The sequence below is a fragment of the Brachybacterium epidermidis genome (assembly GCF_015209585.1).
In the GTDB taxonomy this organism is placed as follows: Bacteria; Actinomycetota; Actinomycetes; order Actinomycetales; family Dermabacteraceae; genus Brachybacterium; species Brachybacterium epidermidis.
The window spans coordinates 1-26,219 of sequence record NZ_JADEYR010000023.1 but is presented as its reverse complement, the minus strand read 5'-3'; the positions used below and the strand labels follow the sequence as shown (position 1 = coordinate 26,219).

23 protein-coding genes and 2 tRNA genes are annotated in these 26,219 nt (G+C 70.5%); 11 read left to right on the top strand and 14 right to left on the bottom strand.

What is annotated here, in order from left to right:
• Positions 1-702 (bottom strand): alcohol dehydrogenase catalytic domain-containing protein (locus tag IOE58_RS13730; protein ID WP_431831713.1); only part of this gene is annotated, 702 nt, incomplete at its 3' end.
• Positions 703-832: 130 nt separating this feature from the next.
• On the opposite strand from IOE58_RS13730, the gene IOE58_RS13725 reads away from it, so the two are divergent.
• The gene (locus IOE58_RS13725) at positions 833-1,183 is read left to right on the top strand and encodes a cation transporting ATPase C-terminal domain-containing protein (RefSeq protein ID WP_228020222.1); all 351 of its coding nucleotides are present in this window, start codon (positions 833-835) and stop codon (positions 1,181-1,183) included.
• Between the two features lie 64 nt (positions 1,184-1,247).
• Here the strand turns inward: IOE58_RS13725 and IOE58_RS13720 are convergent.
• From IOE58_RS13720 to IOE58_RS13700, 5 genes are all read right to left on the bottom strand, one after another.
• Positions 1,248-1,335 (bottom strand) — tRNA-Ser (locus IOE58_RS13720).
• A 48-nt stretch (positions 1,336-1,383) separates the two neighbouring features.
• Entirely contained in the window at positions 1,384-2,739 is a 1,356-nt protein-coding gene (locus IOE58_RS13715; protein WP_193866913.1) for an outer membrane protein assembly factor BamB family protein, read from the bottom strand.
• Positions 2,736-3,653: a cytochrome c biogenesis CcdA family protein gene (locus IOE58_RS13710; RefSeq protein ID WP_193866912.1), complete on the bottom strand. Its 918-nt coding sequence runs from the start codon at positions 3,651-3,653 to the stop codon at positions 2,736-2,738. The genes IOE58_RS13715 and IOE58_RS13710 overlap by 4 nt, the downstream gene beginning before the upstream one ends.
• An 11-nt stretch (positions 3,654-3,664) precedes the next feature.
• Positions 3,665-4,459: a DsbA family protein gene (locus tag IOE58_RS13705; RefSeq protein ID WP_193866911.1), complete on the bottom strand. Its 795-nt coding sequence runs from the start codon at positions 4,457-4,459 to the stop codon at positions 3,665-3,667.
• Between the two features lie 248 nt (positions 4,460-4,707).
• The gene (locus tag IOE58_RS13700) at positions 4,708-5,922 is read right to left on the bottom strand and encodes a non-homologous end joining protein Ku (protein WP_193866910.1); all 1,215 of its coding nucleotides are present in this window, start codon (positions 5,920-5,922) and stop codon (positions 4,708-4,710) included.
• Between the two features lie 104 nt (positions 5,923-6,026).
• On the opposite strand from IOE58_RS13700, the gene IOE58_RS13695 reads away from it, so the two are divergent.
• The 4 genes from IOE58_RS13695 (at position 6,027) to IOE58_RS13680 (ending at position 12,306) form a co-directional block, all read left to right on the top strand.
• The gene (locus IOE58_RS13695; RefSeq protein ID WP_193866909.1) at positions 6,027-8,699 is read left to right on the top strand and encodes an ATP-dependent DNA ligase; all 2,673 of its coding nucleotides are present in this window, start codon (positions 6,027-6,029) and stop codon (positions 8,697-8,699) included.
• A gap of 720 nt (positions 8,700-9,419) precedes the next feature.
• Positions 9,420-9,623: a cold-shock protein gene (locus IOE58_RS13690; RefSeq protein ID WP_193866908.1), complete on the top strand. Its 204-nt coding sequence runs from the start codon at positions 9,420-9,422 to the stop codon at positions 9,621-9,623.
• Between the two features lie 142 nt (positions 9,624-9,765).
• Entirely contained in the window at positions 9,766-10,476 is a 711-nt protein-coding gene (locus tag IOE58_RS13685) for a M50 family metallopeptidase (protein ID WP_193866907.1), read from the top strand.
• Positions 10,477-10,587: 111 nt separating this feature from the next.
• Positions 10,588-12,306 (top strand): phosphoenolpyruvate--protein phosphotransferase, encoded by a 1,719-nt coding sequence (locus tag IOE58_RS13680; protein WP_193866906.1) that lies wholly within the window; start codon positions 10,588-10,590, stop codon positions 12,304-12,306.
• Positions 12,307-12,333: 27 nt separating this feature from the next.
• On the opposite strand, the gene IOE58_RS13675 is transcribed toward IOE58_RS13680, so the two are convergent.
• Positions 12,334-12,606 carry an HPr family phosphocarrier protein gene (locus IOE58_RS13675; RefSeq protein ID WP_193866905.1) on the bottom strand — a complete coding sequence of 91 codons (273 nt, stop codon included), beginning with the start codon at positions 12,604-12,606 and terminating at the stop codon, positions 12,334-12,336.
• Positions 12,607-12,734: 128 nt separating this feature from the next.
• Here IOE58_RS13675 and IOE58_RS13670 point away from each other — a divergent pair, with 128 nt between their 5' ends.
• Positions 12,735-14,285, top strand: a complete 1,551-nt coding sequence (locus tag IOE58_RS13670; RefSeq protein WP_193866904.1) for a lipase maturation factor family protein — start codon at positions 12,735-12,737, stop codon at positions 14,283-14,285.
• 141 nt (positions 14,286-14,426) lie between these two features.
• Here IOE58_RS13670 and IOE58_RS13665 read toward each other — a convergent pair whose 3' ends face one another.
• On the bottom strand, positions 14,427-16,118 hold the full coding sequence (locus tag IOE58_RS13665; RefSeq protein WP_193866903.1) for a mannitol dehydrogenase family protein: 1,692 nt from the start codon (positions 16,116-16,118) through the stop codon (positions 14,427-14,429).
• A 162-nt stretch (positions 16,119-16,280) separates the two neighbouring features.
• Here IOE58_RS13665 and IOE58_RS13660 point away from each other — a divergent pair, with 162 nt between their 5' ends.
• The 3 genes from IOE58_RS13660 (at position 16,281) to ppc (ending at position 20,035) form a co-directional block, all read left to right on the top strand.
• Positions 16,281-16,757, top strand: coding sequence for a redoxin domain-containing protein (locus IOE58_RS13660; protein WP_193866902.1), 477 nt, complete (start codon positions 16,281-16,283; stop codon positions 16,755-16,757).
• A 162-nt stretch (positions 16,758-16,919) separates the two neighbouring features.
• Positions 16,920-17,009: transfer RNA gene (locus tag IOE58_RS13655), tRNA-Ser, on the top strand.
• Between the two features lie 194 nt (positions 17,010-17,203).
• The gene (gene ppc / locus IOE58_RS13650; RefSeq protein ID WP_193866901.1) at positions 17,204-20,035 is read left to right on the top strand and encodes a phosphoenolpyruvate carboxylase; all 2,832 of its coding nucleotides are present in this window, start codon (positions 17,204-17,206) and stop codon (positions 20,033-20,035) included.
• A 253-nt stretch (positions 20,036-20,288) separates the two neighbouring features.
• Here the strand turns inward: ppc and IOE58_RS13645 are convergent, their stop codons facing one another.
• A complete protein-coding gene (locus IOE58_RS13645; protein WP_193866900.1) occupies positions 20,289-20,750 on the bottom strand; it encodes a hypothetical protein in 462 nt (153 codons plus the stop codon).
• Here IOE58_RS13645 and IOE58_RS13640 point away from each other — a divergent pair.
• On the top strand, positions 20,739-21,104 hold the full coding sequence (locus tag IOE58_RS13640; protein WP_193866899.1) for a hypothetical protein: 366 nt from the start codon (positions 20,739-20,741) through the stop codon (positions 21,102-21,104). The two genes, IOE58_RS13645 and IOE58_RS13640, sit on opposite strands and share 12 nt — an antisense overlap.
• 332 nt (positions 21,105-21,436) lie before the next feature.
• Here IOE58_RS13640 and IOE58_RS13635 read toward each other — a convergent pair whose 3' ends face one another.
• The 4 genes from IOE58_RS13635 to IOE58_RS13620 are packed head-to-tail and all read right to left on the bottom strand — an operon-like array spanning position 21,437 to position 24,668.
• Positions 21,437-22,453 (bottom strand): aldo/keto reductase, encoded by a 1,017-nt coding sequence (locus IOE58_RS13635; protein WP_193866898.1) that lies wholly within the window; start codon positions 22,451-22,453, stop codon positions 21,437-21,439.
• Between the two features lie 51 nt (positions 22,454-22,504).
• A complete protein-coding gene (locus IOE58_RS13630; protein WP_193866897.1) occupies positions 22,505-23,128 on the bottom strand; it encodes a GNAT family N-acetyltransferase in 624 nt (207 codons plus the stop codon).
• A complete protein-coding gene (locus IOE58_RS13625; RefSeq protein ID WP_193866896.1) occupies positions 23,125-24,186 on the bottom strand; it encodes an App1 family protein phosphatidate phosphatase in 1,062 nt (353 codons plus the stop codon). The genes IOE58_RS13630 and IOE58_RS13625 overlap by 4 nt, the downstream gene beginning before the upstream one ends.
• Complete coding sequence (locus IOE58_RS13620) at positions 24,183-24,668, bottom strand: GNAT family N-acetyltransferase (RefSeq protein WP_193866895.1); 486 nt, start codon at positions 24,666-24,668, stop codon at positions 24,183-24,185. The genes IOE58_RS13625 and IOE58_RS13620 overlap by 4 nt, the downstream gene beginning before the upstream one ends.
• Before the next feature lie 206 nt (positions 24,669-24,874).
• Here IOE58_RS13620 and IOE58_RS13615 point away from each other — a divergent pair, with 206 nt between their 5' ends.
• Positions 24,875-25,408, top strand: a complete 534-nt coding sequence (locus IOE58_RS13615) for a low molecular weight protein-tyrosine-phosphatase (protein ID WP_193866894.1) — start codon at positions 24,875-24,877, stop codon at positions 25,406-25,408.
• 114 nt (positions 25,409-25,522) lie between these two features.
• Here IOE58_RS13615 and IOE58_RS13610 read toward each other — a convergent pair whose 3' ends face one another.
• Positions 25,523-25,939, bottom strand: a complete 417-nt coding sequence (locus IOE58_RS13610) for a hypothetical protein (protein ID WP_193866914.1) — start codon at positions 25,937-25,939, stop codon at positions 25,523-25,525.
• Between the last annotated feature and the right edge of the window lie 280 nt (positions 25,940-26,219).

The following is a 26,219-nucleotide window of genomic DNA, read 5'->3' as shown; positions in this document are numbered from 1 at the left end:
CGTGACCTGATCCGCACTTCTGAGAGAGAAGGACAGTGTGAGCTCGCACATCACGCCCCGCCCGATCGGAATCAACCTGCCCAGCCACGCGCAGGACCCTGACCCCGAGGAGACGCGGGAGTGGCTCCGCTCCTTCCCCCGGCCGGTGGGGGCCCCCACCCGGTCCCCGCGGCCGGCCAGCAGTGCGATCGCGATCGACCCGGCACCACCGGAGGCGCCGGTCACCAGCACGTCCCCGTCGTCGGGGGCGAGGCCCGCGTCCTCCAGGCGCAGCACCGCCAGCATCGCCGTGAACCCGGCCGTACCGATCGCGGCGGCCCGCTCGGGGGAGATGCCCGCGGGCAGGCGCACCAGGGCGTCCGGCCGCACCCGGGCACGGGTGGCGAAGCCGCCGTGGCGGGACTCCCCGATGCCGTCGCCGTTGAGGACCACCAGGTCACCGGCATCCCAGCCGCCGGCCCCAGAGCCGGTCACCCGGCCCACCAGGTCGATGCCGGGGATCAGCGGGAAGGTGCGGGCGATGCCCTTGCCGGCGATGGCCATGCCGTCCTTGTAGTTGTAGCTGGAGGCCAGCACGTCCAGCTCGACGGTGGCGCCTGCGGCGTCGCTGTCGGCGTCCTGCCCGGTTGCGAGCAGGGACTCCTCGGCATCCTCCACCAGGCGGGGCTCACTGCCCTTGGACTCGATGATCACGGCGCGCATGGCTGTCCTCTCCCTCGATTGCAGGTCGCTCCAGCTTATGCGCCGGGTCCGTGGAGGCCGGCCTGGGCGACCGCACCTCCATGGCGTTCTCCGGCACCACCGTGGCCTCCGGCTTCGGCCGCGGCCGGGGATGACGCTGCCGCTGACCCCCGTGCAGGTGCTGTGGGTCAACACCATCACCGCCGTCACTCTGGCCCTCGCGCTCGCCTTCGAGCCGGGGGAGCCGGACATCATGCGCCGCCCCCCGCGGGATCCGAAGGAGTCGATCCTCACGCGCGCCGGCGTGGTGCGCATCGTGTACGTGTCACTGCTGCTGGGCGCGGTCACCATCGGGGTGTTCCTGCTGGGGCAGTCGATGGACGTGCCGCTGGAGATCTCCCGCGCCCCGGCCGTGAACACCCTGGTGGTGGGAGTGCCGATCCGCGCGGGCGTGCTCGTCTTCGCCGTGGTGGAGGCCGACAAGGCACTGCGCCGACGGTGAGCCTGCGCCGGAGAAGCCTGAGTCGCGACAGGTCTGTCAACCATGTCGCGACTCAGGACGAGGGCGGAGGGTGCGGGATTTGAACCCGCGGTACGGGGTTACCGCACAGTGGTTTTCAAGACCACCACATTCGGCCGCTCTGTCAACCCTCCCGGTGCCATCAGGCACCGATCGAGCATACCGGGCCGCAGAGGTGAGCTTCACTCCCGCATGCCGAAGCTCTCGTCCAGCGTGGTGGTCACCAGGCAGCGCTCCCGATCGAAGCGCACGGCCGCTGCAGCCTCGGCATTGAACAGCTCCGGCATCCCGAGCGTGCCCGAGACGTCCGCATCGTACGGCTGGACCATCACCCCCTGCAGGGTGTCCAGCACCACGAGCGTGCCCTCCTGGGGCCGCGCCGCGTACGCCAGGCGCTCGCCGGCGCTGACCAGCTGCAGCGGTTCGGTGTCCACGTGCCGCCACACCTCGGCGCCTGAGGCGTCCAGTCCCGTCACCACGTTCCCGGAGACCACCACCGTGGTGCCGGTGGCAAGGTCGTGGGTGGCGGCGGAGGCTCCCTCGGCCACCACGGACCCGTCGGCCAGGTCCACCAGCAGCCCGCTGACGGTCCCGGCGCCGTCGCCGCTGCCGAGCCCCCGGATCACCGCGAGGGACGTGTCCGGGCTGATCTCCCCGACCACGTGAACAGCGAGCGGATCCGTCCCCGCGGGAAGCTCGAGCTTCCACAGGCGTGACCCGTCGGCGCTCGAGACCGCCACCAGCTGCTCGGCCTCGGTGTGCAGGATCGTGCCCAGGTGCTCGGCGATGATGCGACCGCCCTCCAGATCCGCCTCCGACAAAGCCACCTCGCCGGTGCTCGCCGACAGCGCCACGCGCTCACCGCCGGTGCCCATCAGCTGATCCCCCGGCGAGGCGAACACCAGGCCCGGTGCGATCTGCGGGCCGGGGACCTCCACAGGCCCCCACAGCTGCTCCGCCGTGGCCAGGTCGTAGGCGGTGACCGAGGTGATGGCGACCCGGCCCTCGGCGTCATCCCCGCCCTCGCCCGCCGCGCTCCCGCCACCGTCGGCGATGACATCGGCCAGCACCGCCACTGCACGGCCCTCGTCCGCACGGGACAGGGCGAAGCCGGTGCAGCTCAGAGGGCGGCGTGCAGTCCATGCGATGGTGCCGTCCTGATCCATGGCGACGTAGCGCAGCACATCCTCCTGCTCCCCGTATCCCAGGAACATGCCGTCCAGCTGCAGCGCGGGCGCGGTCCATCCCGGCTTCACCACGACCATGACGGTCATCTCCAACGGCAGCCGCAGGTCCGCACCGACCACGGTCTCCGCCTGCGCCCCCTCCACCGTGGGGGTGGGATCGATGGGAATGGCCGGTGGCTCCGGAGTGGCAGGCGCGTCACCGCCCCCCGGGCCGGCCCCCGCCGGATCGGCCCCCGCCGGATCGGCAGCAGACGGGTCGGCACCCGTCCCGGACTCGGACTCATCGGAGGTGCAGGCCGCCAGTCCCACCAGACCGGCGGGGACGGCGAGAGCGAAGGTGCGTCGTCTCATGATTCCTCTCGGGGCGTCGAGGGGCGGAGGGGCGGCGGCCTGTCGGCGGCCTCGGCGGGGACTGCGACGGGGCGGTGGGTCCCAGAGCGGATCCGGCGCCGCCTGCCCACCCACCACAGCAGCAGCGCGATCGCCGCGGCACCGATGATCACCGCGATCTGCACGCTGGGGTCCGAGAGTGCGGATCCGGCCTCCTGCCAGCGGGCCAGGGTGCCGGTGGGGACCAGGGACGGCAACGTGACCAGGCCGTTCGTGACCCAGAACAACACACCGAGCGCCATGATCACCAGGCCCGTGACGACGCTGGTGGAGTGCAGCTCACGACCCGCCACGGTGAAGGTGCGGCCCCGCAGCAGGGCACGACCGCGACCTCTCAGGCCGTCCCAGATCGCGGCCAGCAGCATCAGCGGCACCACCATGCCCGCCCCGTACACCGCCAGCAGCAGCCCGGAGCGCATCACGTCGGCCTGCCCCAGCGCCAGGGTGATCACCGCCCCCAGGATCGGCCCCGCGCAGAAACCGGCCACACCGCCCACCGCACCCAGCAGGAAGGTGCGCACGAAGCCGGTGCCGCGCGAGGCGCGCTGCTGGACGCGGTCGAAGCCCGGCAGCAGGCGCGACAGATCGAAGCCCACCCCCAGCGCATGGGCGGCCCCCAGGGCGATCAGCAGCAGGGAGGTGACGGCCACCAGCACCCCGCGATGCTGGGTCAGTAGCATGCCGAGGGCCCCGATTCCGATCCCCAGCGGCACCAGCGTCACCAGCAGGCCCGCGTAGAACACCAGGCCGTGCGGGATCAGCTGCACGCGGGAGGTGAGGGAGGAGGCGAAGAACCCCGGCAGCAGCAGGGCACCACAGGGGCTCAGCAGGGACAGCGCACCACCCAGGAACGCCGTCAGGACACCGATCTCCATCCCGATCTGCCTCAGGCGCCGGCCCGGTCCAGGGCCTCGTCGACGGCGTCGGTGAACACCGCCGTGGGCTGGGCGCCCACCATCGGCGTGCCGCCCACGATGAACGACGGGGTGGAGAAGGCGCCCAGGTCGATGCCCTGCTGAGCGTTCTCTGCCACCGTGGAGGCGACCGCCTCGGAGTTCATGTCGGCCTCGAACTGCTCCGTGTCCAGGCCCAGCTCACCGGCGAGATCAACCAGTGCCTCCTCGCTCAGCTCGCGCTCGGATCGGATCTGGCCGCCCTCGAACAGCGCATCGTGGTACTCCTCGTGCTCGCCCTGCATCGCCGCGGCGAGAGAGGCGCGTGCGGCGCGCTCGGAGTTCTCGCCGTAGATGTTCACGTCCCGCCACTCGATGCGCAGCTCACCGCGCTGGACGTACGCGCGCATCACCGGGAGGGTCTCCTCGGACCAGCGTGCACAGTACTGGCACTGGAAGTCGGTGAACACCACCATCACCACGGGCGCGTCGACCGGCCCCTCGGCCAGCAGGTCGTCCGGATCGCGGGATTCCTGGCCGCTGAGGTCGGGGGCGGCGACCTCCGACGGATGCTCGATCGCTCCGTGTCCCTGGGCGGGCTCGGCCTGGGAGCTGGCCTGCTGCTGGGGCTCCTGCCCGGCGGTGTCGGCCTCCTCGCCTCCCGGTCGCAGCAGCACGCCCGCGATGAGCAGCGCGGCCACCGCGACGATCGCGGCGGGCACGACCCAGGGACGGTCGGGTCGCTGCTCGGTGGCGCCCGACGGGGTGGGGTCCTCGGGGGCGGTCATGGAGTCCTTCGGAATGGGGCTGGGGCTGGGGCTGGGGTGCGACGTGTGGGACGCGGCCGAGCGATGAGTGCGGTCGAGCGTCCGGGCCGACGACTGCTTCTACTCTGGATCCTAGAAGCGTCCGCCCGCAATGACCTGTGGCCTGGAGTGCACGATCCTGGCCGAATGCTTGCCTGCGCCCCGGTGGAGTTTGACCAACGGTGGTGGAGAGGTCACAGTCGCCAGGGGCCGCCGACGGATCGGGTGGGTCAGGAGGCCTTCTTCGTCCGGCTCGACGAGGAGGCGCTCTTCTTCCCCCCGCCCGACTTCCCGCCGCTCTTCTTCGCCCCGCCGGACTTGCTGGAGGACGATGCGCTCGACTCCGAGGAGCTGGACTTCGACGAGCTGGACTTGGACGAGCTGGACTTCTTCGTGCCGCCGGAGCCGGACGTCGAGGAGCGTGACTTCGATGAGCTGGACTTCTTCCCGCCCTTGGAGCCGCCCTTCTTCGCCCCTCCCTTCCCCGAACCCGAGGAGCCGCTGCTCTTCTTCCCGCCGCTCCCGCTCGTGCTCTTCGCGCTGCCTGCGGACTCATCCTCGTCGCCCGCAGCATCCGAGCCATCGTCCTCGGCTGCGCCCGTGCCCTCATCGGCGTTCGAACCGCCCGCCCCACGACGCTTGCTGAGGCTGCGCTCGAGCGCGTCCATGAGGCTCAGCACCTTGCCGCTGCCCTCTCCCTCGGATCCCTCGGACTTCTTCTTGTCCTGCTCGGCGCGCTCCTTGCCGAAGGTCTCCTCGGTGTCCACCGAGTCGCCCTGCTCGAGTTTCTCGTCGATCAGGGTGCGCAGCTGCTCCTGGTACTCGTCGCTGTACTGGTCCGGCTCCAGGTCCCCGCTGAACTGCTCCACCAGCGCGGCGGACATCGTCAGCTCCTTGTCGGTGACCTTGGTGCGGCCCGAGGGTGCGAAGTCCACCTGCTTGAGGTCACTGGGCCAGCGCAGGGTCTGCAGCACCAGCAGGTCCTCATGGCGCCGCAGCACCCCCAGGCGGGTCTTCGAGCGCAGCGTGAAGTGCACGATCGCGGTGCGCTCGGTGGCCTCGAGGGTGCGACGCAGCAGCACGTAGGACTTGGGGGAGCGGCCCACCGGCTCCAGGAAGTAGCTGGTGCCCAGCAGGATCGGATCCACCTGGTCGTTCGGCACGAACTGCACCACGTCGATCTGGTCGTTGTCCTCCGCCGGCAGGGCGTCCAGCTCCTCGTCGGTGAGGATCACGGTCTTGTCGCCGTCGTCGTAGGCCTTGGCGATGTCCTCGTACTCCACCTCCCGGCCGCACACCTCGCAGTGCCGCTGGTAGCGGATGCGACCGTTGTCCTCGTCGTGGACCTGATGGAAGGAGACGTCGTGCGACCTCGTCGCCGAGTACAGCTTCACCGGAACGTTCACGAGCCCGAAGGCGATCTCACCACTCCAGATTGCGCGCATGCCTGATCACACCACGAACCGTCGCCCGCGGCCAGTGCCGGACCGAGTGGACGAACCCCGGCCGATCCCGTGACGGCCAGGCCCCCGTGGGGCACAGTGGGGTCATGGCGACAGGTGAGCAGCGGGTCGAGGTCGGCGGACGCACCTTGAAGGTCTCCAACCTGGACAAGGTGATGTACCCGGCGACCGGCACCACCAAGGGCGAAGTCATCGACTACTACCACCGCATCGCAGGCGTGATGATCCCCCAGGTGAGCAGGCGCCCGGCCACCCGCAAGCGGTGGGTCAACGGCGTGGGCACCGAGGAGGATCCCGGCCAGGTGTTCTTCCGCAAGGACCTCGAGGACTCCGCTCCGGACTGGGTGCCCCGGGCCGACATCGAGCACCGCTCCGGCACCACCGCCTACCCGCTCATCGAGGAGCCGGCGGTGCTGGTGTGGCTCGCACAGCTGGCCTCGCTGGAGATCCACACCCCGCAATGGCGGTTCGACGCCGACGGAGAGCCGGAGAACCCCGATCGCCTGGTGCTGGACCTCGACCCGGGGGAGGGGGTGGCGCTCGCCGACTGCGCCGAGGTGGCGCTGTGGTGCCGTGAGATCCTCGGGGACATGGGCCTTTCCACCTACCCGGTCACCTCCGGCTCCAAGGGCATCCACCTGTACGCCCCGCTGGACGGTGCCAGCACCGCCGAGGAGGTTTCCGGGGTGGCGCATGAGCTGGCCCGGGCCCTGGAGGCTGACCACCCCGACGAGGTGGTCAGCGACATGAAGAAGAGCCTCAGGTCCGGCAAGGTGCTGGTGGACTGGTCTCAGAACAACGGCTCCAAGACCACCGTCGCCCCGTACTCGCTGCGAGGGCGCGCCCACCCCACCGTGGCCGCCCCCCGGACCTGGGAGGAGATCGAGGACGAGGGCCTCACCCACCTGGACCTCGCCGAGGTGCTCGAGCGCGTGGAGGGCGGCCAGGACCCGATCGCACCTCTCGGGCGGACGGGGAACGGGGCCGCCGGCAGCGGAGGCGGCGCCTCCGACGGCGGTGACGACGGCGCCTCGCCCGGCGCCGACGGTCCCTCTGCTGACAGCAGCCCCTCGACCGCCGAGGCCCGCGACCGGCTCGAGGTGTACCGCTCCAAGCGCGACCCCGAGAAGACGCCCGAGCCCGTGCCGGCCCCGCCCGGCTCCGAGCAGGCCGAGGACTCCGCGGCCTCCGCCGCTGCGCGGGACGCCCTGGACTCCGATGCACCGATGTTCGTGATCCAGGAGCACCACGCCTCGCGCCTGCACTGGGACTTCCGGCTGGAGAACCACGGGGTGCTGGTCTCCTGGGCGGTGCCCAAGGGCCCGCCGCTGCATACCGACGTGAACCGCCTCGCCGTGCAGACCGAGGACCACCCCCTGGAGTACGGCACCTTCGAGGGCACGATCCCCAAGGGCGAGTACGGCGGGGGCGAGGTGACCATCTGGGATGCCGGCACCATCGAGATCGAGAAGTGGCGCGAGGGCAAGGAGGTCATCGCCGTGTGCCACGGCCGGCCCGACGGAGGCCTGGGTGGAGTGCCGCGCCGCTACGCGTTCATCCGCACCGGCGGCATGGGCAAGAAGAAGGGGAAGAGCGCCGCCGCGAAGGAGAAGGAGCAGGACAACTGGCTGCTGCACCTGATGAAGGACCAGCCCCAGGCCGACGCCCCACCCCCTGCAGATGGCGCCGACGGCACGACCTCCGACGAGGCAGAGGGCGACGCCCCGGCCGCCGACGCCCCGCCCTCTGCCCAGCGCACCGAAGCGGCCGGCATGGAGATGGACGATCCCATCGCCCCCATGCTCGCCACTGCAGGAAGTCGCAGCGACATCCGCAGTGAGGACGAATGGGCCTTCGAGATGAAATGGGACGGCGTGAGGGTGATCGCCACGGTCCTCGGAGACCAGGTGCGCCTGACCAGTAGGAACGGCAAGGATCTCACCGCCACCTTCCCCGAGCTGCTCGAACTGGTCGAGGCGATCGACCCCGAGATGCGCCAGGCCGGGCAGACCGTCCTCGACGGGGAGATCGTGGCCCTGGACTCCAGCGACCGCCCCTCCTTCGGCCGCCTCCAGCAGCGCCTGGGACTGACCGCCGAGGCCGACGTCAGCGCAGCCAGGGAGAAGGTCGAGGCGCACCTGATGGCCTTCGACCTGCTCCAGCGCGGAGGTGACTCCCTGCTGCGCACCCCGTACCGCGAGCGCCGCGACGCCCTGTTCGAGACGGTCACTGCGACCGACCACGTGCACCTGCCGCACGCCGACCACGGGGACGTGGACCACGCGATCGAACTGTCCCAGCAGCTGAAGCTGGAAGGGGTGATGGCGAAGAAGGAGACCGGCATCTACCAGGCCGGGAAGCGCTCACGCACCTGGATCAAGATCAAGAACGCCCGCCACCAGGAGGTGGTGGTCATCGGCTGGCGCCACGGGAAGGGCTCGCGCACCGACACCATCGGCTCCCTGCTGGTGGCGGTGCCCGATGGGGACGGCGACCTGAGCTACGCTGGCCGGGTGGGCACCGGGTTCAGCGACCGGGACCTGGAGAAGGCCGCCGGGATGCTCTCCTCCCGCGTGCGCAAGACCCCTCCCGTGGACGACGTGCCCGCGAGCGACAGGCGCGATGCCACCTGGGTGCGCGCCGACCTGGTGGGGGAGGTCCAGTACGGGGAGCGCACCGAGGACGGCCGCCTGCGCCACCCCGTGTGGCGGGGTTGGCGGCCAGACAAGCAGGCCGCAGATGTGACCTGGGAGGACTGAGCACCCCGCGCGGGAGCAGCGACGTTTCCGCGGGAACGTCACTGCGGGGGCAGAAGCGTTCCCGCGGGAACCTCACCTGGCCCTCACCTGTCATGTCCGGGGGACGTCGGGCCCACCTGGCGGATGGGCTGCTTCCGCCGTCGAGCCGTTGCCCTCCACGGCCGCGGCCACCGCATCGAGCTGGCCGCGGGCACCCCTCAGCAGGTTGAGGATGCGTTGGGTCACACCGCTCCCGGGGAAACTGCGGCCATGCCGTAGTGTCGACTGGGTCGTCCGCACCATCCGTCGATCCGGCGGGAGCGGCACACGCCACGCCCGCAGGGGTCGAGACGGCGGGTGCGCCCGGGCAGGCGACGACACGGCGCTGGAAGCCCCGTTCGGGGCGGACCGACGACGGTCGCGCCCCACCTCTACCTCTACGAGAACTGGTTCTTCATCTCCTCCTCCGCACCACTTCAGCACACGGACGTCCCCGCCGCCCCTGGGCGCGCGCAGGTCGACGTCGCCCCCACGGCCCACGGGCCCCACATCGGCCGGATCGGCGACGTCCCGTCGCCGGAATCGGCCCTGTCGGCCCACGAGGCCGCAGCAGACCCCAGCAGCAAGGCCGTCGACCGCCCTGGTCGACGGTCCGTTCGGGGTGCACATGCTCCGCAGTGGCGCCGCCGCTGCGGACACCCGGACCACGCACGTGGTTCACGACAACGAAGGAATATCGCCATGGCTACTGGCATCGTCACCTGGTTCAACTCCGACAAGGGCTACGGCTTCATCGCCCCCGAGGACGGCTCCGCCGATGTGTTCGCGCACTTCAGCGCCATCGTCGGCACCGGCCGCCGCGACCTGCAGGACAACCAGCGCGTTGAGTTCGAGACCGAGCGCGGCCCCAAGGGCCTGCAGGCAGTGAACATCCGCCCCCTCTGATCCTCACGGCCGGTCACACGGCCCCCGGGGCCGGGTCGCGCCGTGCGGCCCGGTTCGCATCGAGAACGCCCGTCCGGACCAGCAGCTGCTGGACCGGGCGGGCGTTCCGCATGTGGACAGCCGTCCCTGGCACGATGGGGTCGTGGATCTCCAGGCCCTCGCCCGCGCCGTCGGGGAGCGCGTCGCCCCCGGTGCCCCCGCCGAGGCGGGCTGGTGGCTGCCGGTGTCGCTGCTCGTGGCGGCTGTGGTGGTGACGGCCCCGCCGCTGTGGCGCCTGACGCGCCCCGCTGTCACCATCGTCCACGAGCTCGGCCACGCGTTCGTGGGCATCCTCGTGGGCAGGCGCTTCACCGGCTTCGTGGTCAGCTCTGACATGTCCGGCCATGCCGTCACCGTCGGTCCCCGTCGGGGTATCGGCCGGGTGCTCACCCTGTGGGCGGGGTATCCGGCGCCGGCGATCCTGGGCGCGGGCCTGGTGCAGCTGGCGCTGCGAGGCTGGGCCGGTGCTGCCCTCTTCGCGGTGCTGGTCGTGCTGGTGGTCTCGCTGCTGTTCACCCGTTCGGTGCACACCGTGCTCGCGGTGCTCGCTGCAGCGGCGGCGACAGGAGCCCTGTGGTGGCGGGGCAGTCCCGGGCTGGTCACCGCGCTCACCCTCGCCGCCGGTGCGTTCCTGCTGTTGGGCGCCTGGCGGCACCTGGGCGCGGTGCTCTCCTCCCGCAGGCGCACCGAGGACCCCGCCCACCTGGCCCAGGTGACCGGGATCCCCGCCATGCTGTGGAGCCTGACGTTCATGCTGATCATCGGGGCCTGCACGGTGTGGGCCGGTGCGACGCTGTCCCCGCTTCTGCCATGAGCGGCCGCTCCGCCCGGCCAGCCGTCACCGCCGTACCATGAGCCGTGCACCTCGCCAGGCCGGACCGTGCCGTCCACCGGCGGGCCGCAGCAGACGGAGGAGAGGCCGCAGATGCCCCAGGTGACAGGAGTCGCAGTCAGCCCTGGACGCGTGGTCGGCACCATCCGGGCCATGGCGCCACCGGTCGCCGAGCCCTCGGCCTGGGAGCGGATTCCCCGCAGCAGCGACGCGGTCACCGAGTCCGAGCGCATCCCTGCGGCGGCGGCATCCGCAGCCCGGGCCCTCGCCCGCCGGGCGGAGAGGGCCACGGGTGAGGCCCGCACTCTCCTGGAGGTGACCGCTCAGATGGCGGTGGATCCGTCCCTGATCCAGGCCGCGCAGGAGCTGGTGATCACCGGCCGGCTCAGCGCGGCTCGCGCGGTATGGGAGGCGGGCGACCAGGTGGCCCGCATGCTCGAGGAGCTGGGCGGCGACATGGCCCAGCGCGCAGCCGACGTGCGCGACGTGCGCGGCCGGATCGTCGCCGAGCTTCGCGGGGAGCAGCCCCCGGGCATCCCCGAGGTCGAGGAGCCGTTCATCCTCACCGCGGTGGACCTCGCCCCGGCGGACACCGCCACCCTCGACCCGGACCGGGTGCTGGCACTGGTCACCTCCGACGGCGGGCCTCAGTCGCACACCGCGATCCTGGCCCGCCACTTGGGCCTGCCGGCCGTGGTGGCCGCCCGCGGCATCCATGCCTTCCCCGACGGCACCGAGGTGTTCGTCGATGCCGGGGCGGGCACCATCACCGATGAGGTCATCGAGGATCACCGCCGCCGCGCTGCCGCCTGGGCGGGGCTGCAGAACCACCCCCTGGTCCACGGCGGCGGGGGCGCGTCGCTGGCCGACGGGACCGCCGTGCAGCTGCTGGCCAACATCGGCGGTGCGCAGGACGCCCTAGTGGCCGAGGCCGCGCACGCCGACGGCGTCGGCCTGTTCCGCACCGAGTTCCTGTTCCTCGACCGTGAGTCGGCCCCGGGGGTCCAGGAGCAGGCCGAGGCCTCCGGCGCGGTGTTCTCACGCTTCCCGGGCAGGAAGGTGGTGGTGCGCACCCTCGACGCCGGTGCGGACAAGCCGCTGCCGTTCCTTGTCGCGGGCCCGGAGCCGAATCCAGCCCTGGGCGTGCGCGCCTATCGCACCTCATGGGAGAGACCTTCCGTGCTGACGGACCAGCTCGATGCGATCGCGGTGGCCGCAGCGGCGGCGCAGGCGGAGGTATGGGTGATGGCACCGATGATTTCCACCGTCGAGGACACCGAGGACTTCGTGGCCCTGTGCCGTGCGCGGGGGCTGGGCCCGGCGGGGATCATGGTGGAGACCCCCTCGGCGGCGATCACAGCCGATCGCCACCTGGCCGCCTGTGACTTCGCCTCGATCGGCACCAACGACCTCACGCAGTACACGATGGCGGCCGATCGCCAGCTGGGCGCCCTGGCGCATCTGAACACCCCGTGGCAGCCCGCGGTGCTGGCACTGGTGCGGTCCACCTGCGAGGGCGCGCGCCGGGTCGGGGAGGGCCCGACGGTCGACAGCGCGGTCGCAGACAAGCCGGTGGGGGTGTGCGGTGAGGCCGCCGGGGACCCGGCGCTGGCGGTGGTGCTGGGGGGGCTCGGGGTGAGCAGTCTGTCGATGGCGCCGCGCTCGCTGCCCCTGGTCGCTGCCGTGCTGGCCAGCGTCACTATGGAGCAGGCGAAGGAACTGGCGGCGAGGGCCCTTGCGGCGCGCACCGCCGCGGAGTGCCGCGATGCCGTTCGTGCGGGTCTGCCGATCCTCGGCGACCTCGGCATCTGAGAGGTCACGCTCCCGGACGGAGCGGGGTCACTCCTGCTCGTCGAGATCCTTCTCCAGCAGGTCGCCCAGTGCATCGACCGACTCCTCGGCGCCCTCACCCTCCGCGCGGAGCACGACCTCGTCGCCGTGGCCGGCTCCCAGCGTCATCAGCATCAGGATGCTGGAGGCCTTCACGGCGCTCCCGCCCACCTTCTCGATGGTGACGATGGCCGGCTGCTCCGCTGCAGCCTTGGCGAAGATGCTGGCCGGCCGGGCGTGCAGGCCCGATCGGCTGGCGATGGTGACGGTGCGTTCTGCCATGGTGGGTGCCTTTCGGTTCTCCGCCCGGGCGGCGGGGTGTCCAGGTGGACGATAGCCGACCCGATCCCGGAGATGTACTGCGCTGCGCCGAGGCGTCACAATGCTGGGGACCGAGGAGGTGAGCAACAGTGGACCTCAGCACCTGGCTGGCGCTCCTGGACGCCCACGACCGCACCATCGCCCGCGAGGTGATCCAGCGCGGGGTGGCGGTGATCTACGTGATCGCGTTCCTGTCCACGTACCACCAGTTCCCCGCACTGCTGGGGGAGCGGGGCCTGCTGCCGGCGCCCGAGCACCTGGCGCGTCCGTCGTCACGGCGCAGCCCCAGCCTGTTCCACTGGCATCGCACCCCGTACAGCGACCGTCGGCTGCGGGCGATGTGCACCGTGGGCATGCTGCTGGGTGCCTCCGTGGTGGTCGGGCTGCCGCAGCAGGGGCCGGCCTGGACCACGATCCCGGTGTTCCTGGCGATGTGGGGCCTGTACCTCTCGATCCACAGCATCGGCCAGAGGTTCTACGGCTTCGGCTGGGAGTCGATGCTGTTGGAGGTCGGCTTCGTGGTGGGCTTCCTGGGCTCGCACGCGGTGCCCCCGCCCACGCTGATCCTGCTGTTTTTGATGTGGCTGCTGCTGCGCCTGGAGTTCGGGGCGGGCATGATCAAGATGCGCGGCGACACCGCGTGGCGGGACCTCACCGCCATGGACCACCACCATCAGACCCAGCCGATGCCCGGCCCGCTGAGCCGGTGGGCGCACCTGAAGCGGCGCTGGTGGCACCGCTGCGAGGTGCTGGGCAGCCACGCCGTGCAGCTGGGAGTGGTGTGGCTGATCCTCGCGCCCCAGCCGATCGCCTCGATCGCCGCATGCCTGATCATCCTCACTCAGCTCGCGCTGGTGCTCACGGGCAACTACGCCTGGCTGAACTGGCTCACCATCATCGTCGCGTTCAGCGCGATCAGTGATTCCTTCCTGCGATGGGTCGTGGGAGGCCCCTGGCCGGGGTGGGGCCTTCCGCTGAGCGGCACCCCGGGGGCCGACGGGGGAGCCGGTCAGGGCACTGATCCGGTCATCGGCCCAGGAGCAGGCGCGCACTCCCCGCTGTGGTGGCTGCTGCTCACCGGTGCGGTGTTCACCTGGCTGCTGGTGCTGAGCTGGAAGCCGCTGCGGAACCTGTTCTCCCGCCATCAGCTGATGAACGCCAGTTTCAACCGATGGCACCTGGTCAACGCCTACGGCGCCTTCGGATCCATGACCAAGCGCCGCCTCGAGGTGGTGATCGAGGGGACCATGAGCAGGTCGCCGCAGGAGGGGGACTGGCGGGCCTACGAGTTCAAGGGCAAGCCCGGGGACCCGGCCCGGCGGCCCCGACAGTTCGCCCCGTACCACCTGCGGCTGGACTGGATGATGTGGTTCCTGGCCCTGCGGCCCGGCGCCGAGGGGTGGTTCGTCGCACTGCTGGAGAAGCTCGCCGAGGGTGACCCCGCGGTGCGCCGCCTGCTGCGCATCGATCCTTTCGATGGTGCGCCGCCGGCGCGGCTGCGGGTCAAGCTGTACGACTACAGGTACACCACGGCCCAGGAGAAGCGGGAGACGGGGCACTGGTGGGCCCGCACCGACCTGGGGATCCTCGCCACGATGGACGGCGCTGCCGACGGTGCAACGGACCGCTCGGCAGATTGACTCCTGCACTCGGGGCATGGACGCCGATGACCCTGGTGATGGGGGTGCAGCGACTGATCGGCAGGGCCGCCCCTCGCTAGCAGGCAGGGCGGCCCCGCACTGATCACGTGGAGGACTTCTTGCCCTTTCCGGCGGCCTGCATCAGCAGGGAGGCGCCGATGCCGAGCATCCACACGTCCTTGGCCAGGGCGGTGCCGTCTGTCGAGCCTGGGTGCCTGTCGCGTCCGACGTGCCTGTCGCGTCCGACGTGCCTGTCGCGTCCGACGCCGGTCGATCCAGGGGGCCGGGGTCGGGCGTCTGGCCGGCGTCCGTTCCGGCGGTGGGAGGTCGACCAGGCACCGGGACCAGCAGGTCCAGCACGGCGGTGGCTCCCCTGGCGTGCAGCAGCGAGAGGGCCTGCCGATAGGGAGTGGTGAAGCGGTCATCGTCCACCAGGTCCCCGAACAGCGACCGGTCCCGCAGGAACGCCAGGTCATCACCGGTGCCGCCCTGCTCCACCGGCAGCTGGGCGCGTGCGGCCGCCATCACGCGGTCCTGCAGTGCGTCCACCACCGTGATTGGCTCGCCCTGCTCGTCCACGCCCTCGGCGTAGCGGGCCCAGGCGGCGATCACCGCCGCGCAGCAGTGCACCGGCCCGTCCTGAGCCAGTCGGTCCCGCACCACCGGCACCAGCCAGGGCGGGATCCGGTTGGATGAGTCCGCGCACAGCCGGGCCAAGGTGTCGCGCACGTGCTCGTTGCCGTAGCGCTTCTCGAGGGTGTCGGTGTACTCCTGCAGGTCCACCCCGGGGACCGGAGGCAGCGTCGGTCGAGCCTCCTCCGTCCAGTAGCGCCTCAGCAGGGACACGATCCGTGGATCGCCCATGGTCTCGTGCGCGTAGCGATGGCCCGCCAGGTACCCGAGGTAGGCGATCGCCTGGTGGGTGGAGTTCAGCAGGCGCAGCTTCATGTGCTCGTACGGCTCGACGTCGTCCACCAGTTGAGCGCCCACCTGCTCCCACGGTGGCCTGCCGGTGGGGAAGTCGTCCTCGATCACCCATTGCTCGAAGGGCTCGGCGATCACGGGCCAGGCGTCGTGCACCCCCAGGGCGTCGTCGTTCTCGACGATGTCGGCCTCCGCCGTCACCGGCGTGATCCGGTCCACCATGCTGGAGGGGAAGCGCACCGACTCGCGCATCCATGAGCCCAGTTCCTCGTCCAGTGCCGAGGCGAAAGTGGTGAAGGCCGTGCGAGCCACCTCCCCGTTGCCCTGGAGGTTGTCGCAGCTGAGGACGGTGAAGGGCGGCACCCCGCGCTCACGCCTGCGCGCCAGCGCGGCTGTGACTACGCCGAACACGGTCCGAGGTGCGGCTCCAGGGGCGAGGTCCGCGGCGACGCCGGGTGCGGTGAGGTCGAAGGAGCCGTGCGTGCGGGAGACGTTGTACCCGCCCTCGGTGACCGTGAGCGTCAGGATGCGGATCGCGGGATCGGCCAGCCTCTCCAGCACCGCCTCCAGGTCCGTGGGGGCATGGAGGTACTCGACGAGGCTGCCGATCACCCGCCGCTCGCGGGTGCCGTCCGGATGCTTGAGGACCAGCGTGTACAGGCCGTCCTGTGCCGTCAGTGCGTCCCGCATGTGCGCGTCCGAGTCCAGCAGGCCGATGCCGCAGATCCCCCAGTCCCGGGCGGCTCCCTGCTCGAGCAGTCGGTCCAGGTACATCGCCTGGTGGGAGCGGTGGAAACCGCCCACGCCGATGTGTGCGATGCCTACCTTGATCCCCGTCCTGTCGTATGTGGGGCGCGCCACCTCCGGGGGCAGTGAGCCCAGGGCGGCGGTGGAGAGTCGCTCGGTCATCGGGTCCTCCTCGACGGTTCCGTGGCATCGAACCTATCCGGCGTGAGCGGCCGGTGGGGGCGGTCGGTCGATCAGGCCCTGCCGGAATCCCGACCCGGCCATACTGGGACCGCCGCGCGATCCCGCGCATTCGTGCCACCCGACCATCAGGAGTCCTGCCCCGTGAGCACCGCCCCCGTGAAGCTCGCCATCGGCGACGCCGCCCCCGCCTTCGACCTGCCCACCGCCGGAGGTGGCCGAGTGACCCTGGAGGAGCTGCGCGGAGCACCGGCCGTGATCTGGTTCTACCCGGCAGCGAACACCTCGCTGTGCACCCGGCAGGCGTGTGACCTGCGGGACAACCATCAGATGTTCCTCGACGCGGGGTATCGGGTCGTGGGGATCTCCCCGGACCCGGTGGAGGCCCTGGACAGGTTCGTCGCCGAACAGGATCTGCCGTACACCCTGGCCTCGGACGAGTCGCACCAGACCATGGCCGCCTATGGGGCGTGGGGGGAGAAGAACATGTACGGGCGGATCGTGGAGGGGACCATCCGCTCCACCTTCGCCATCGACGCCGAGGGCGAGCTCACCCTGGTGAAGTACCGCGTGGGCACCCCGAAGCACATCGACCTGCTGCGCACCACGCTCGCGCTCTGAGGCTCCTGCGTCGGCAGCTGCGGCAGGGACTGCTGCGTGCTGCCGCATTCCGCGGTCACCCCACGGTGTGATGGGTGTGATGCGCGGCTGATCAGCCACTGTCGCTTTGGTGGTGCCCCGGCCCTCCCGTATGCTGTATCGGCGTGCCGCCCGACGGCACCAGGAGACGTGGCAGAGCGGCCGAATGCGCTCCCCTGCTAAGGGAGTAGGTGGTGATAAACCGCCTCGGAGGTTCAAATCCTCTCGTCTCCGCCCATTGCCAGGGCCCCGGCGATCCATGCCGGGGCCCTCGTCGTTCCCGGGGCGTGCCCGCCGGGTGCCGCTCTGCGGTCGCCCGCGATGGCCCGGGTGCTGTGCGCGGTAGTCTGGCCCCGTTCATCCGCGCCGCGGCGGTCGCCCTCGACGTCGGTGACCGCTCCGTGTCGCCGTCTTACCCAGGAGGCCCCGTGCCCGATGCCGACGCCATCCGCGTTCCGACCCTGACCAGCGAGTTCCCTGTCGTCGGGGACGATCCGCACATCGATGCACCGCTGAGAGCGACCGTTCGCAGACTCTCCACCCCGCTGGGCCGCACTCTCGCTGATCAGAACGGCCAGGAGCTGCTGGATCTGGTGGAACAGGTGCGTCAGCTCACCAAGGAGGCGAAGGCCTCCCACAGCACGGTCGAGGCGCGCGAGGTGCAAGAGCGCCTGGCCCGGCTGCCGATCGAGCAGGCCACGGCCCTGACGCGGGCCTTCACCCAGTACTTCCTGCTGGCCAATGCGGCCGAGCAGGTGTACCGCGTGCGCGCTCTCGCCGAGCGCCCCACCGCCGACTCCTGGATTCCGCGCACCGTGCGCGCGGTACACGAGGAGCTGGGCGCCGAGGGCCTGCAGAAGGCGGTGGACTCGCTCGACGTGCGCCTGGTGTTCACCGCGCACCCCACCGAGGCGTCCCGACGTGCAGTGCTGACCAAGCTGCGCAGGATCTCGGACCTGTTGGAGACGGACACCGAGGAGGGCAGTGTCGAGCGGCGCCGTCAGGACACCGCACTGGCGGAGCTGATCGAGTCGCTGTGGCAGACCGACGAGCTGCGCCGCCAGCGCCCCACTCCCCAGGACGAGGCCCGCAACGCCCTGTACTACCTGCGGCAGATCTACTCCCAGACCATGCCGGCGATGCTGGACGACCTCCGAGACGAGCTGCGCACGTACGGAGCGGAGCTGCACGACCGCGAGGTGCCGCTGCGGTTCGGCTCCTGGATCGGGGGTGACCGCGACGGCAACCCGTACGTCACCGCCGAGGTCACCCGGGAGGTGCTGCAGCTGCAGGCCGACACCGCGATCGACATCGCCATCGAGGCCATCAACGAGCTGATCGTCGAGCTGTCCGTCTCCAGCGCCCTCACCGGCGAGGACGAGGAGCTGACCGCCAGCCTGCGGGCCGATCTCGAGCACGTCACCGACATCGACGAGGTGCAGCAGGAGCTGTACCTGGAGGAGCCGTACCGGTTGAAGCTGGGGGCGATGCGCTCGAAGCTGCGTGCCACCCGCAGGCGGATCCACAGCGGTGAGCCGCATGTGCCGGGGCGCGACTACCGCGACGGTGCCGAGCTGCAGGACGACTTCACGGTGGTGCGCGAGGCGCTGCGCCGCCACGGCGCCACCCGCATGGCGGACGGGGGACTGGCGATCGCGCAGCTGGTGCTGGCCGGTTCGGGCCTGAACCTGGCCACGCTGGACGTGCGTGAGCACGCCGAGAAGCACCACGAGGTGCTGGTGCGGCTGTTCGACCAGGTGGGGGAGCTGGAGACCCCGTACTCCGATCTCGACCGCACCCAGCGCACCGCGGTGCTGTCCGCGGAGCTGGCCAGCCGGCGTCCGCTGGTGGGCTCGGCCATCACCGAGGACGAGACGATCCTGGACGACTCCACCCGCACCACGTTCAACGTGTTCCGGGAGATCCGCGACGCGCACCGCACCTACGGGCCCCATGTCATCGAGACCTACATCGTCTCGATGACCCGCGGGGCCGATGACGTCCTCGCTGCGGTGCTGCTGGCTCGCGAGGCCGGGCTCGTGAACATCGCCGGCGGCGACGAGAAGAACCGCTCCGACATCGGCTTCGTACCGCTGCTGGAGACGGTCGAGGAGCTGCGTCACGCCGGGGAGATCCTGGACGAGCTGCTGAGCGACCCCTCCTACCGCGAGGTGGTGCGCCTGCGCGGGGATCGCCAGGAGGTGATGCTGGGCTACTCCGACGGCAACAAGGAAGCCGGCGTGATGACCAGCCAGTGGGAGATCCACCAGGCGCAGCGTCGTCTGCGCGACGCCGCTGCGCGGCACGGGGTGACCCTGCGTCTGTTCCACGGGCGCGGCGGCTCCGTGGGCCGCGGTGGCGGGCCGACGTACGACGCGATCCTGGCCCAGCCCTACGGGGTACTGGAGGGGGAGATCAAGTTCACCGAGCAGGGCGAGGTCATCTCCGACAAGTACATGCTCCCCACGCTGGCGCGGGAGAACCTCGACCTGTCCCTCGCGGCCGTGCTGGAGGGATCCGCCCTGCACACGCAGCCGCGCACCACACCGGAGCAGCTGGTGCGCTTCGGCGAGGCGATGGAGACGGTCTCCGATGCGGCGTTCGCGGCGTACCGGAAGCTGGTGGACGATCCGGACCTGCCGGAGTACTTCGTGACCTCCACCCCCGTGGAGCTGCTGGGCGACCTGAACATCGGCTCGCGGCCCTCGAAGCGGACGACCTCGGAGAAGGGCCTGGACGGCCTGCGGGCGATCCCGTGGGTGTTCGGCTGGACGCAGTCGCGGCAGATCGTGCCGGGCTGGTTCGGCGCCGGCTCCGGGCTGAAGGCCGCGCGGGAGGCCGGGCTGGAGCCGGACCTGCACGACATGCTGCGCCACTGGCACTTCTTCCGCACCGTCATCAGCAACGTCGAGATGACCCTGGCCAAGACGGACATGCAGATCGCCGCGCACTACGTGCACTCCCTGGTGCCGGAGCGGCTGTGGCCGCTGTTCGAGACCATCCGTGCGGAGTACGACCTGGCGGTCGAGGAGATCGAGCGGCTCACCGGCGTGCTGGGCCTGCTGGACAACCAGCCGGTGCTCAAGCGCACCCTTGCCGTGCGCGATCGTTATCTCGATCCGATCTCGTACATGCAGGTCGCGCTGCTGCAGCGGGCCCGAGCGGCCACCGAGCGCGGGGAGCAGCTGGAACCGGATCTCCAGCGAGCCCTGCTCACCACGATCAACGGTGTGGCGGCGGGCCTGAAGAACACCGGCTGATGCAGCCGGGCCCCCGGCTGATGCTGCCGGGCCCCCGGCTGATGCTGCCGGGCCCCGGCGCGTCCGATCCGTTGTGCCTGCTGCGGGACCGGGCTCGCGGCACTCGATGCGGGACGCATCTCAGAACCATCTCGTGGTTCTGAGATGCGTCCTACTCCAAGCAGAAGCACCCGGTATGTCATAAAAGGTGCCCGGAGCCTGGGCATGCTTCCGATCGGCTCAGACCACCGGTGGGTTCGGACGGCCGGCGGGGTCAGGCCGCCGCCCGGCGAGTTCTCGATGCAGCCCGGAACACCGCGACGAACCCCTGCGGGTCATCCAGATCTGCGAGGGACAGATGGAGCACGATCCATCCCAGCTGCAGGAGATCGGCTTCGCGGAGTCGAGCTTCCCGACGGAAGCGTGGCGAGTTCGAGGAATCGGTCCACAGGATCCCGATGCGCGACTCGGGATAGGCGAAATCCACCATCACACTGATCCCGGGGATGTCCGTCGCCAGGGACAGGTTCTCGACAGGTGGCGGGACTCCAGCGAGATGGAAGAACCGGCGGATACGTGTATGGATGCCGCTCGGCACATCCGGTCGGGCCCGCCACAGCGCTTGGCGCAGCCGCGCCTTCCCGGGCATGGGAGCACCGATCGATGCGAATCGCCAGATCTCGTCGCGCGAGCGGCGACGGTGTTGTGCCGCTGGACCCATCAGGTGATCCAGCACGAGAACCATCTCCTCCGTGCTCAGCATCGTCGCCAGACCGCACAGAAGAGCGGGCATGCCGACGGTGGGCAGCGGCTCGCGCGCGGTCTGACCCGGATTGCTGAGCCGATGGGTGGTGACCTGGGGGCCGGCGCGGCGACGGTCGGCTGCCGGGACCGTCACATGGAGCGTCCCGCCCGTGGCGTACCGGGCGTGATCCGGAAGGGGCAGGTCGCACAGTTCAGCTGCAGTGGTGTGGCTGAGGAGAGCCCCGGGCAGCCTGGCCCGCACGAGCACATCTGCGATGTCGAACAGCGGGGCGGGATCACTCGATGGCGTGACGTGCCCGCTGAACACGTCGGTGAACTCCGATGAGGCGAGGCGCCGCGGGTGCACACCGGCCGCACGAAGCTCAGCGCGAGCGAGTACGGCGCCCCGCGGTGGGCGCGTTCGGGGAGGCATGGCCCTAACCTAGGGGCCCTGCACTGGTGATGCATGGGGAGGAACCTCGATGTGGATCCGGCCCGATCAACCGATGGGAAGCTCGCTGATCTGCGGCGATGATAAGCGGGGCGCATCTGGGAACCATGTGTGGTTCTCAGATGCGCCCCACTCTCAACGTGTGTGACCGACTCCCGGACCTGGGCTTTCAACCCGCCCGATGCGTGTACGGCTGGGCCTCGGAGCGCCCGGCCTGCTGCGGTGCGTCAGCGGGCGGTGCCGTCGATCGCGAACTCGTCGATGCGGCGCAGTTCCTCGTCCGTGAAGTCGAGCTTGTGAAGGGTCTGGATGTTCTGCTCGAGCTGGTGCACGGACGAAGTGCCCACCAGTGCAGTGGACACCTGTGGATGGCGCAGCGCCCAGGCCAGCGCCATCTGGGCGAGGCTCTGCCCGCGCTCGTGGGCGATGTCGGACAGGCCGCGAACGCGCTTCTGGTACTCCGGGTCGCGAGCCTGCTTCTCGCTGAGCGATGGCGAGGAGCTCCCGGCCCGCGAGGACTGCGGCACACCGGACATGTAGCGGTTCGTGAGAAGTCCCTGCTGGAGGGGGGAGAACGCCGCCAGGCCGATGCCGAGCTCCTCCGCCGTCTTCAGCAGCCCGTTCTCGATGTGACGGTTGAACATCGAGTACGAGGGCTGATGGATCAGCAGCGGAGTGCCCATATCAGCGAGGATCCTCGCGGCTTCTCGGGTCTTCTCCGGTGAGTAGTTGGAGATGCCGACATACAGCGCCTTCCCGGAGCGCACCGCTTGGTCCAGTGCTCCCATCGTCTCCTCCAGCGGAGTCTCCGGATCCTCGCGGTGGTGGTAGAAGATGTCCACGTAGTCGAGGTCCAGCCGCTCCAGGGACTGGTCCAGGGAGCTCAGCAGGTACTTGCGGGAACCGCCGTCACCGTAGGGACCGTCCCACATCTCGTAGCCGGCCTTGGTGGAGATCACCAGTTCGTCACGATGATTGCTGAAGTCCTGGTCGAGGATCCGACCGATGTGGGTCTCGGCGCTGCCAGGGGGAGGGCCGTAGTTGTTGGCAAGGTCGAAGTGCGTGATGCCCAGGTCGAATGCACGGCGCACGATCGTCCTCAGCGTCAGCGGATCCCGGTTCTCACCGAAGTTCTGCCACAGTCCCAGCGAGATGGGCGACAGCTTCAGCCCGGAACGGCCCACACGCCGGTACGGGGTGTTGGCGAAGCGATAGGCGGCGGGGGAGTAAGCGTCCATGCTCATGGGCCCAGCCTATCCTGGGACGCACTTCACAAGAGGGACGGACGTCGCAGGTCAGCGGCCTGCCGAACTCGGCAGCAACGTCCGCACCATCCGCTCCATCCTCAGGCCGGGCTCCACCAGCAGGGATGGATCGGCCGGGAACGGGAGGGTGCCCTCCATCGTCTGGAACCCGCGACGCTCGTACCACGCGCGCAGCTCGGGACGGTTCTGCAGGACGCACAGCTCGATGCGGCGCACACCGTCCTGTGCACGGCGTGCCACGTGCGCTTCGATCAGTGCCCGTCCCACTCCGGCGCCCTGCGCGGAGGGGCTGACGGCGAACAGTCCGAGTTCCGCCCGCTGGGGCTCATCCGGGTCCCGGCGGGTGTAGCAGCATCCCAGCACCGACAGGGCGGCAGCGGGCGCCCCGGTCGGCCCCGTCGTCGCTTCTCGCGTCGGCCCCAGCGTTGCCAGGCCCGATGCCGGCTGTCGCTGCGCCACCAGGAACAGGGCGTGAGGATCCTCGAGCAGACCGCGCACTTCTGCTTCATCGGTGCGGTGTCCGCGCACCAGGTGCGCCTCGGTGGTCCATCCGCCCTCACCGCGGTAGGCGGACTGGACGATCTCCAGCAGGACCGGGATGTCGCAGGCGCGGGCCTGCCGGATCCTGACGGGAACGAACTGGGTGCCTGTCACCGGGAGGCGCTGGCCTTGAGCAGACCGATCTGCTGGAGCTTCTTCAGCAACCCGTGGCCGTCCGGTGCCTGCACCATCGGGGGGGTGGTGTCCTGCTCGGACGGCTCCTCGAGCGGCCGCGTGGTGCCGTGGGCGAGCAGCTGCTCCGACTCCGTGAGCTGTCGAATCGCGATCGCCTGCACGTTCTCCGAGCGCTTCTCGGCGAAGCGCGCATAGATCGAGGGGTCGTGCTGGCCATCGTCTCCGATCAGCAGCCAGTTCACCTGTGGCAGGAAGGACGCCAGCTGCTCGAGCGAGCGCTCCTTGTGCTCCTGCCCGGAGCGGAAGATGCCGGTGTTGGTGGGGCCCCAGTCGGTCAGCAGCAGCGGACCGTCCGGGTAGCCGTTCTTGTACAGGAACCGCTTCAGGACCGGGAACACGTTCCATGCGCCGGTGGACAGATACACCACCGGGCTGTCCGGATGCTCGCGCATGATCCGCTGGTAGAGCATCGGCATGCCGCGCACCACCTTGCGGGAGGACTGGTGGACCACGAACGCGTTCCAGAAGGCCAGCATCGGCCGCGGCAGCCACGTCACCATCACGGTGTCGTCGATGTCGCTGACCAGGCCCAGGCGCTCGCCATGGGCGTAGACGGTGACGGTGGCTGTGACCTCGTTGCCCGGAACGGTCCACAGCACCGCCTCGTGCTCACCCGGTTCGAGATCGACGTCCAGCCGCGCATCGACGATCCCGGTGCGGTCCGCGCGCTGGGTGTACTGCTTGCCGCCGATGGAGATGTGCACCTTGCGGTTGGGCGCGACCTGCGCGGTGAAGTTCCGCCAGCCCCGAACGGCCATCGAGCGCATGTCGTGCACCGGTCGGTCGTAGTAGTCGGCGGGCGTGCCCTTGGTGGCGTACAGGAGCTTGGCCAGGATCCTCACGTGCGAGGGGATGCCGTAGCCGTGGAACGGCTGCAGGCGGAGGTCCCAGCCCAGGCTGCGCAGAACACCGCCGACGATGCTGTTCTTGACGTCCTCGATCCGGGCCGCCCAGTGAGGGCGGTCGGTGGTGGTCAAAGCGCGCGAGCCATCTTGATCCAGGCGCCGTCGGGATCGTCCTCGACGATCCGCCAACGGTCACCGGTATCGCTGAAGCCCAGGCTCTCGTACACGGCCAGGGCGCCGGTGTTGGAGGGGCCGACGTACAGGGTGACCGTGCTCGCGCCGTCCTCGCGGGCCCACTCCAGCACGGCCTCGCCCAGCGCCTGGGCGATACCCGTCTTGCGGGAGGCCGGGGTCACCCACATGGCCTGGAGTTCGCGCTCGTCGTCGGGGGAGTCCTCCTCATGACGCACCGCGACCACGCCCACGGGCTGACCGCTCTCCACGGCCAGGAACCAGGTGGCCTCGTCGACGCGCTGGCGCCACACTGAGTCGTCGTAGGTAGATTCCTTGTCCCAGCTCTGGCCGAAGGCCGAGGGGTCGGTGCTGAGCGAGCGTAGGCGGATCTCGCGCACGAGCGACCAGTCGTCGTCGTGGGCGCGGATGATGTCGGCCATGGCTGACCTCCTGGGCCGTCGATTTCGGGTGTGTGCGCGGGCTTCCCCCGCAGGGTCGCGAAGACCCCGCATGCCTTCCGTCTGCATTGTACGGGCCCGGGATGACGCGGGGTACGCGCATCCCATGCATCTGTCCGGTTCGGGTGCGGTTCCCCACGGACCACCGCAAGACACCGCCCGCGCACCCGGCCTGGCACAATGGGCGAATGTCGACATTGCGCGTCCTCACCGTCTGCACAGGGAACATCTGCCGTTCCCCGGCGGCAGCGGTGATGCTGCGTGAGGCAGTGCGCGCCGAGGGGCTGTCCGAGCAGGTGGAGGTGGAGTCGGCCGGGACCAGCTGGGATGCCGAAGGCCTGCCGATGGATGAGCGCACGATGTTCGCCCTGGAGCGCGCCGGCTATCGGCAGCCCTTCGAGCACACCGCACGCACGGTGCACCTGTCCGAGCTCACGACCTGGGACCTGGTGCTGGTGATGACCTCCCAGCACCTGCAGTCGCTGCGGCGCATGATGGAGCAGATCCCGGAGGGGCAGGCCAGCCCCGAGGTGCTGCTGTGGAGGCAGTTCGACCCGGAGACCTCGATCGATGCCCGGGACGAGGACCTCGATGTGCCGGACCCGTGGTACGACGAGCAGGAGGCCTTCGACGAGACGGTCCTGGGCATGCAGCGCGCGGTCCCGTCGATCATGGCCCATGTGCGGCGCCTGCTGCGCGAAGGGCGGGATCGGACGCGGTGACCTGCCCCGCAGGCGAGCCCGCCGGCGCACGACCGATGCATGGGACGCACTGAGCCCGCAGACACACTGAGCGCTGAGGCGCGCGGAGGGATCACCGCTGGGCGAGCGAGAGGATCATCTCCGCGGGTCGTCGAGGTCGGAATCCTCGATATCCACGGTGGCGTGTCGGCCGCGCCAGGTCGCACCCACGAATCCGGCCGCGGTGAGGAAGCCGACGCCGAGAGCCACCATCAGCACCTGGAGGATGCGCCCGGCGGGACGGGAGTCGTCCTGGGTGATGGCATGGATCAGCCGGGTGAGGGGTCCGCTGTCCGATGACCCTGCTGGCCGGGCGGGTGACTGGTCGGTGTCGCTCTCCAGCCCGGTCTCCGAAGCAGTCGCCTCATCGGCGTTCGCGGTCTGCGGTCCCGGGGTTCCCGGCGACGGCGCAGGCTGCGGGGAGGGGCTGCTGGGCTCGGCGGGCTCGACGGCACCCTCGGCCTCCGTGGAGTCTTCTGGCGGTTCTACCGGCTCCACCTCGTGGGCGTCCATGGGGGGTTCTATCGGCTCCGCCCGCTGGGCGGGCTGTTCCCCCCGTGGGGGCGGGTCCCCCGGGGGGTCCGGGGGGGGCCTTCCCCGCCGGGGGGGGGGGCGGGGCGGCGGGCCCCCCGGTGGCGGGGGGGGCGGGGGGCGGGGGGGAGCCCCCCCGGCCCCCCGCCGATCCCAGCGCCCTGCAGTTCGACCCCCTGGTGGGCACTGATCCCTCGATGGCACCCACGCCCACCGCTCCCGGTCAGGACGACCTGCCGTACCCCGCGTGGTCCATGGACTG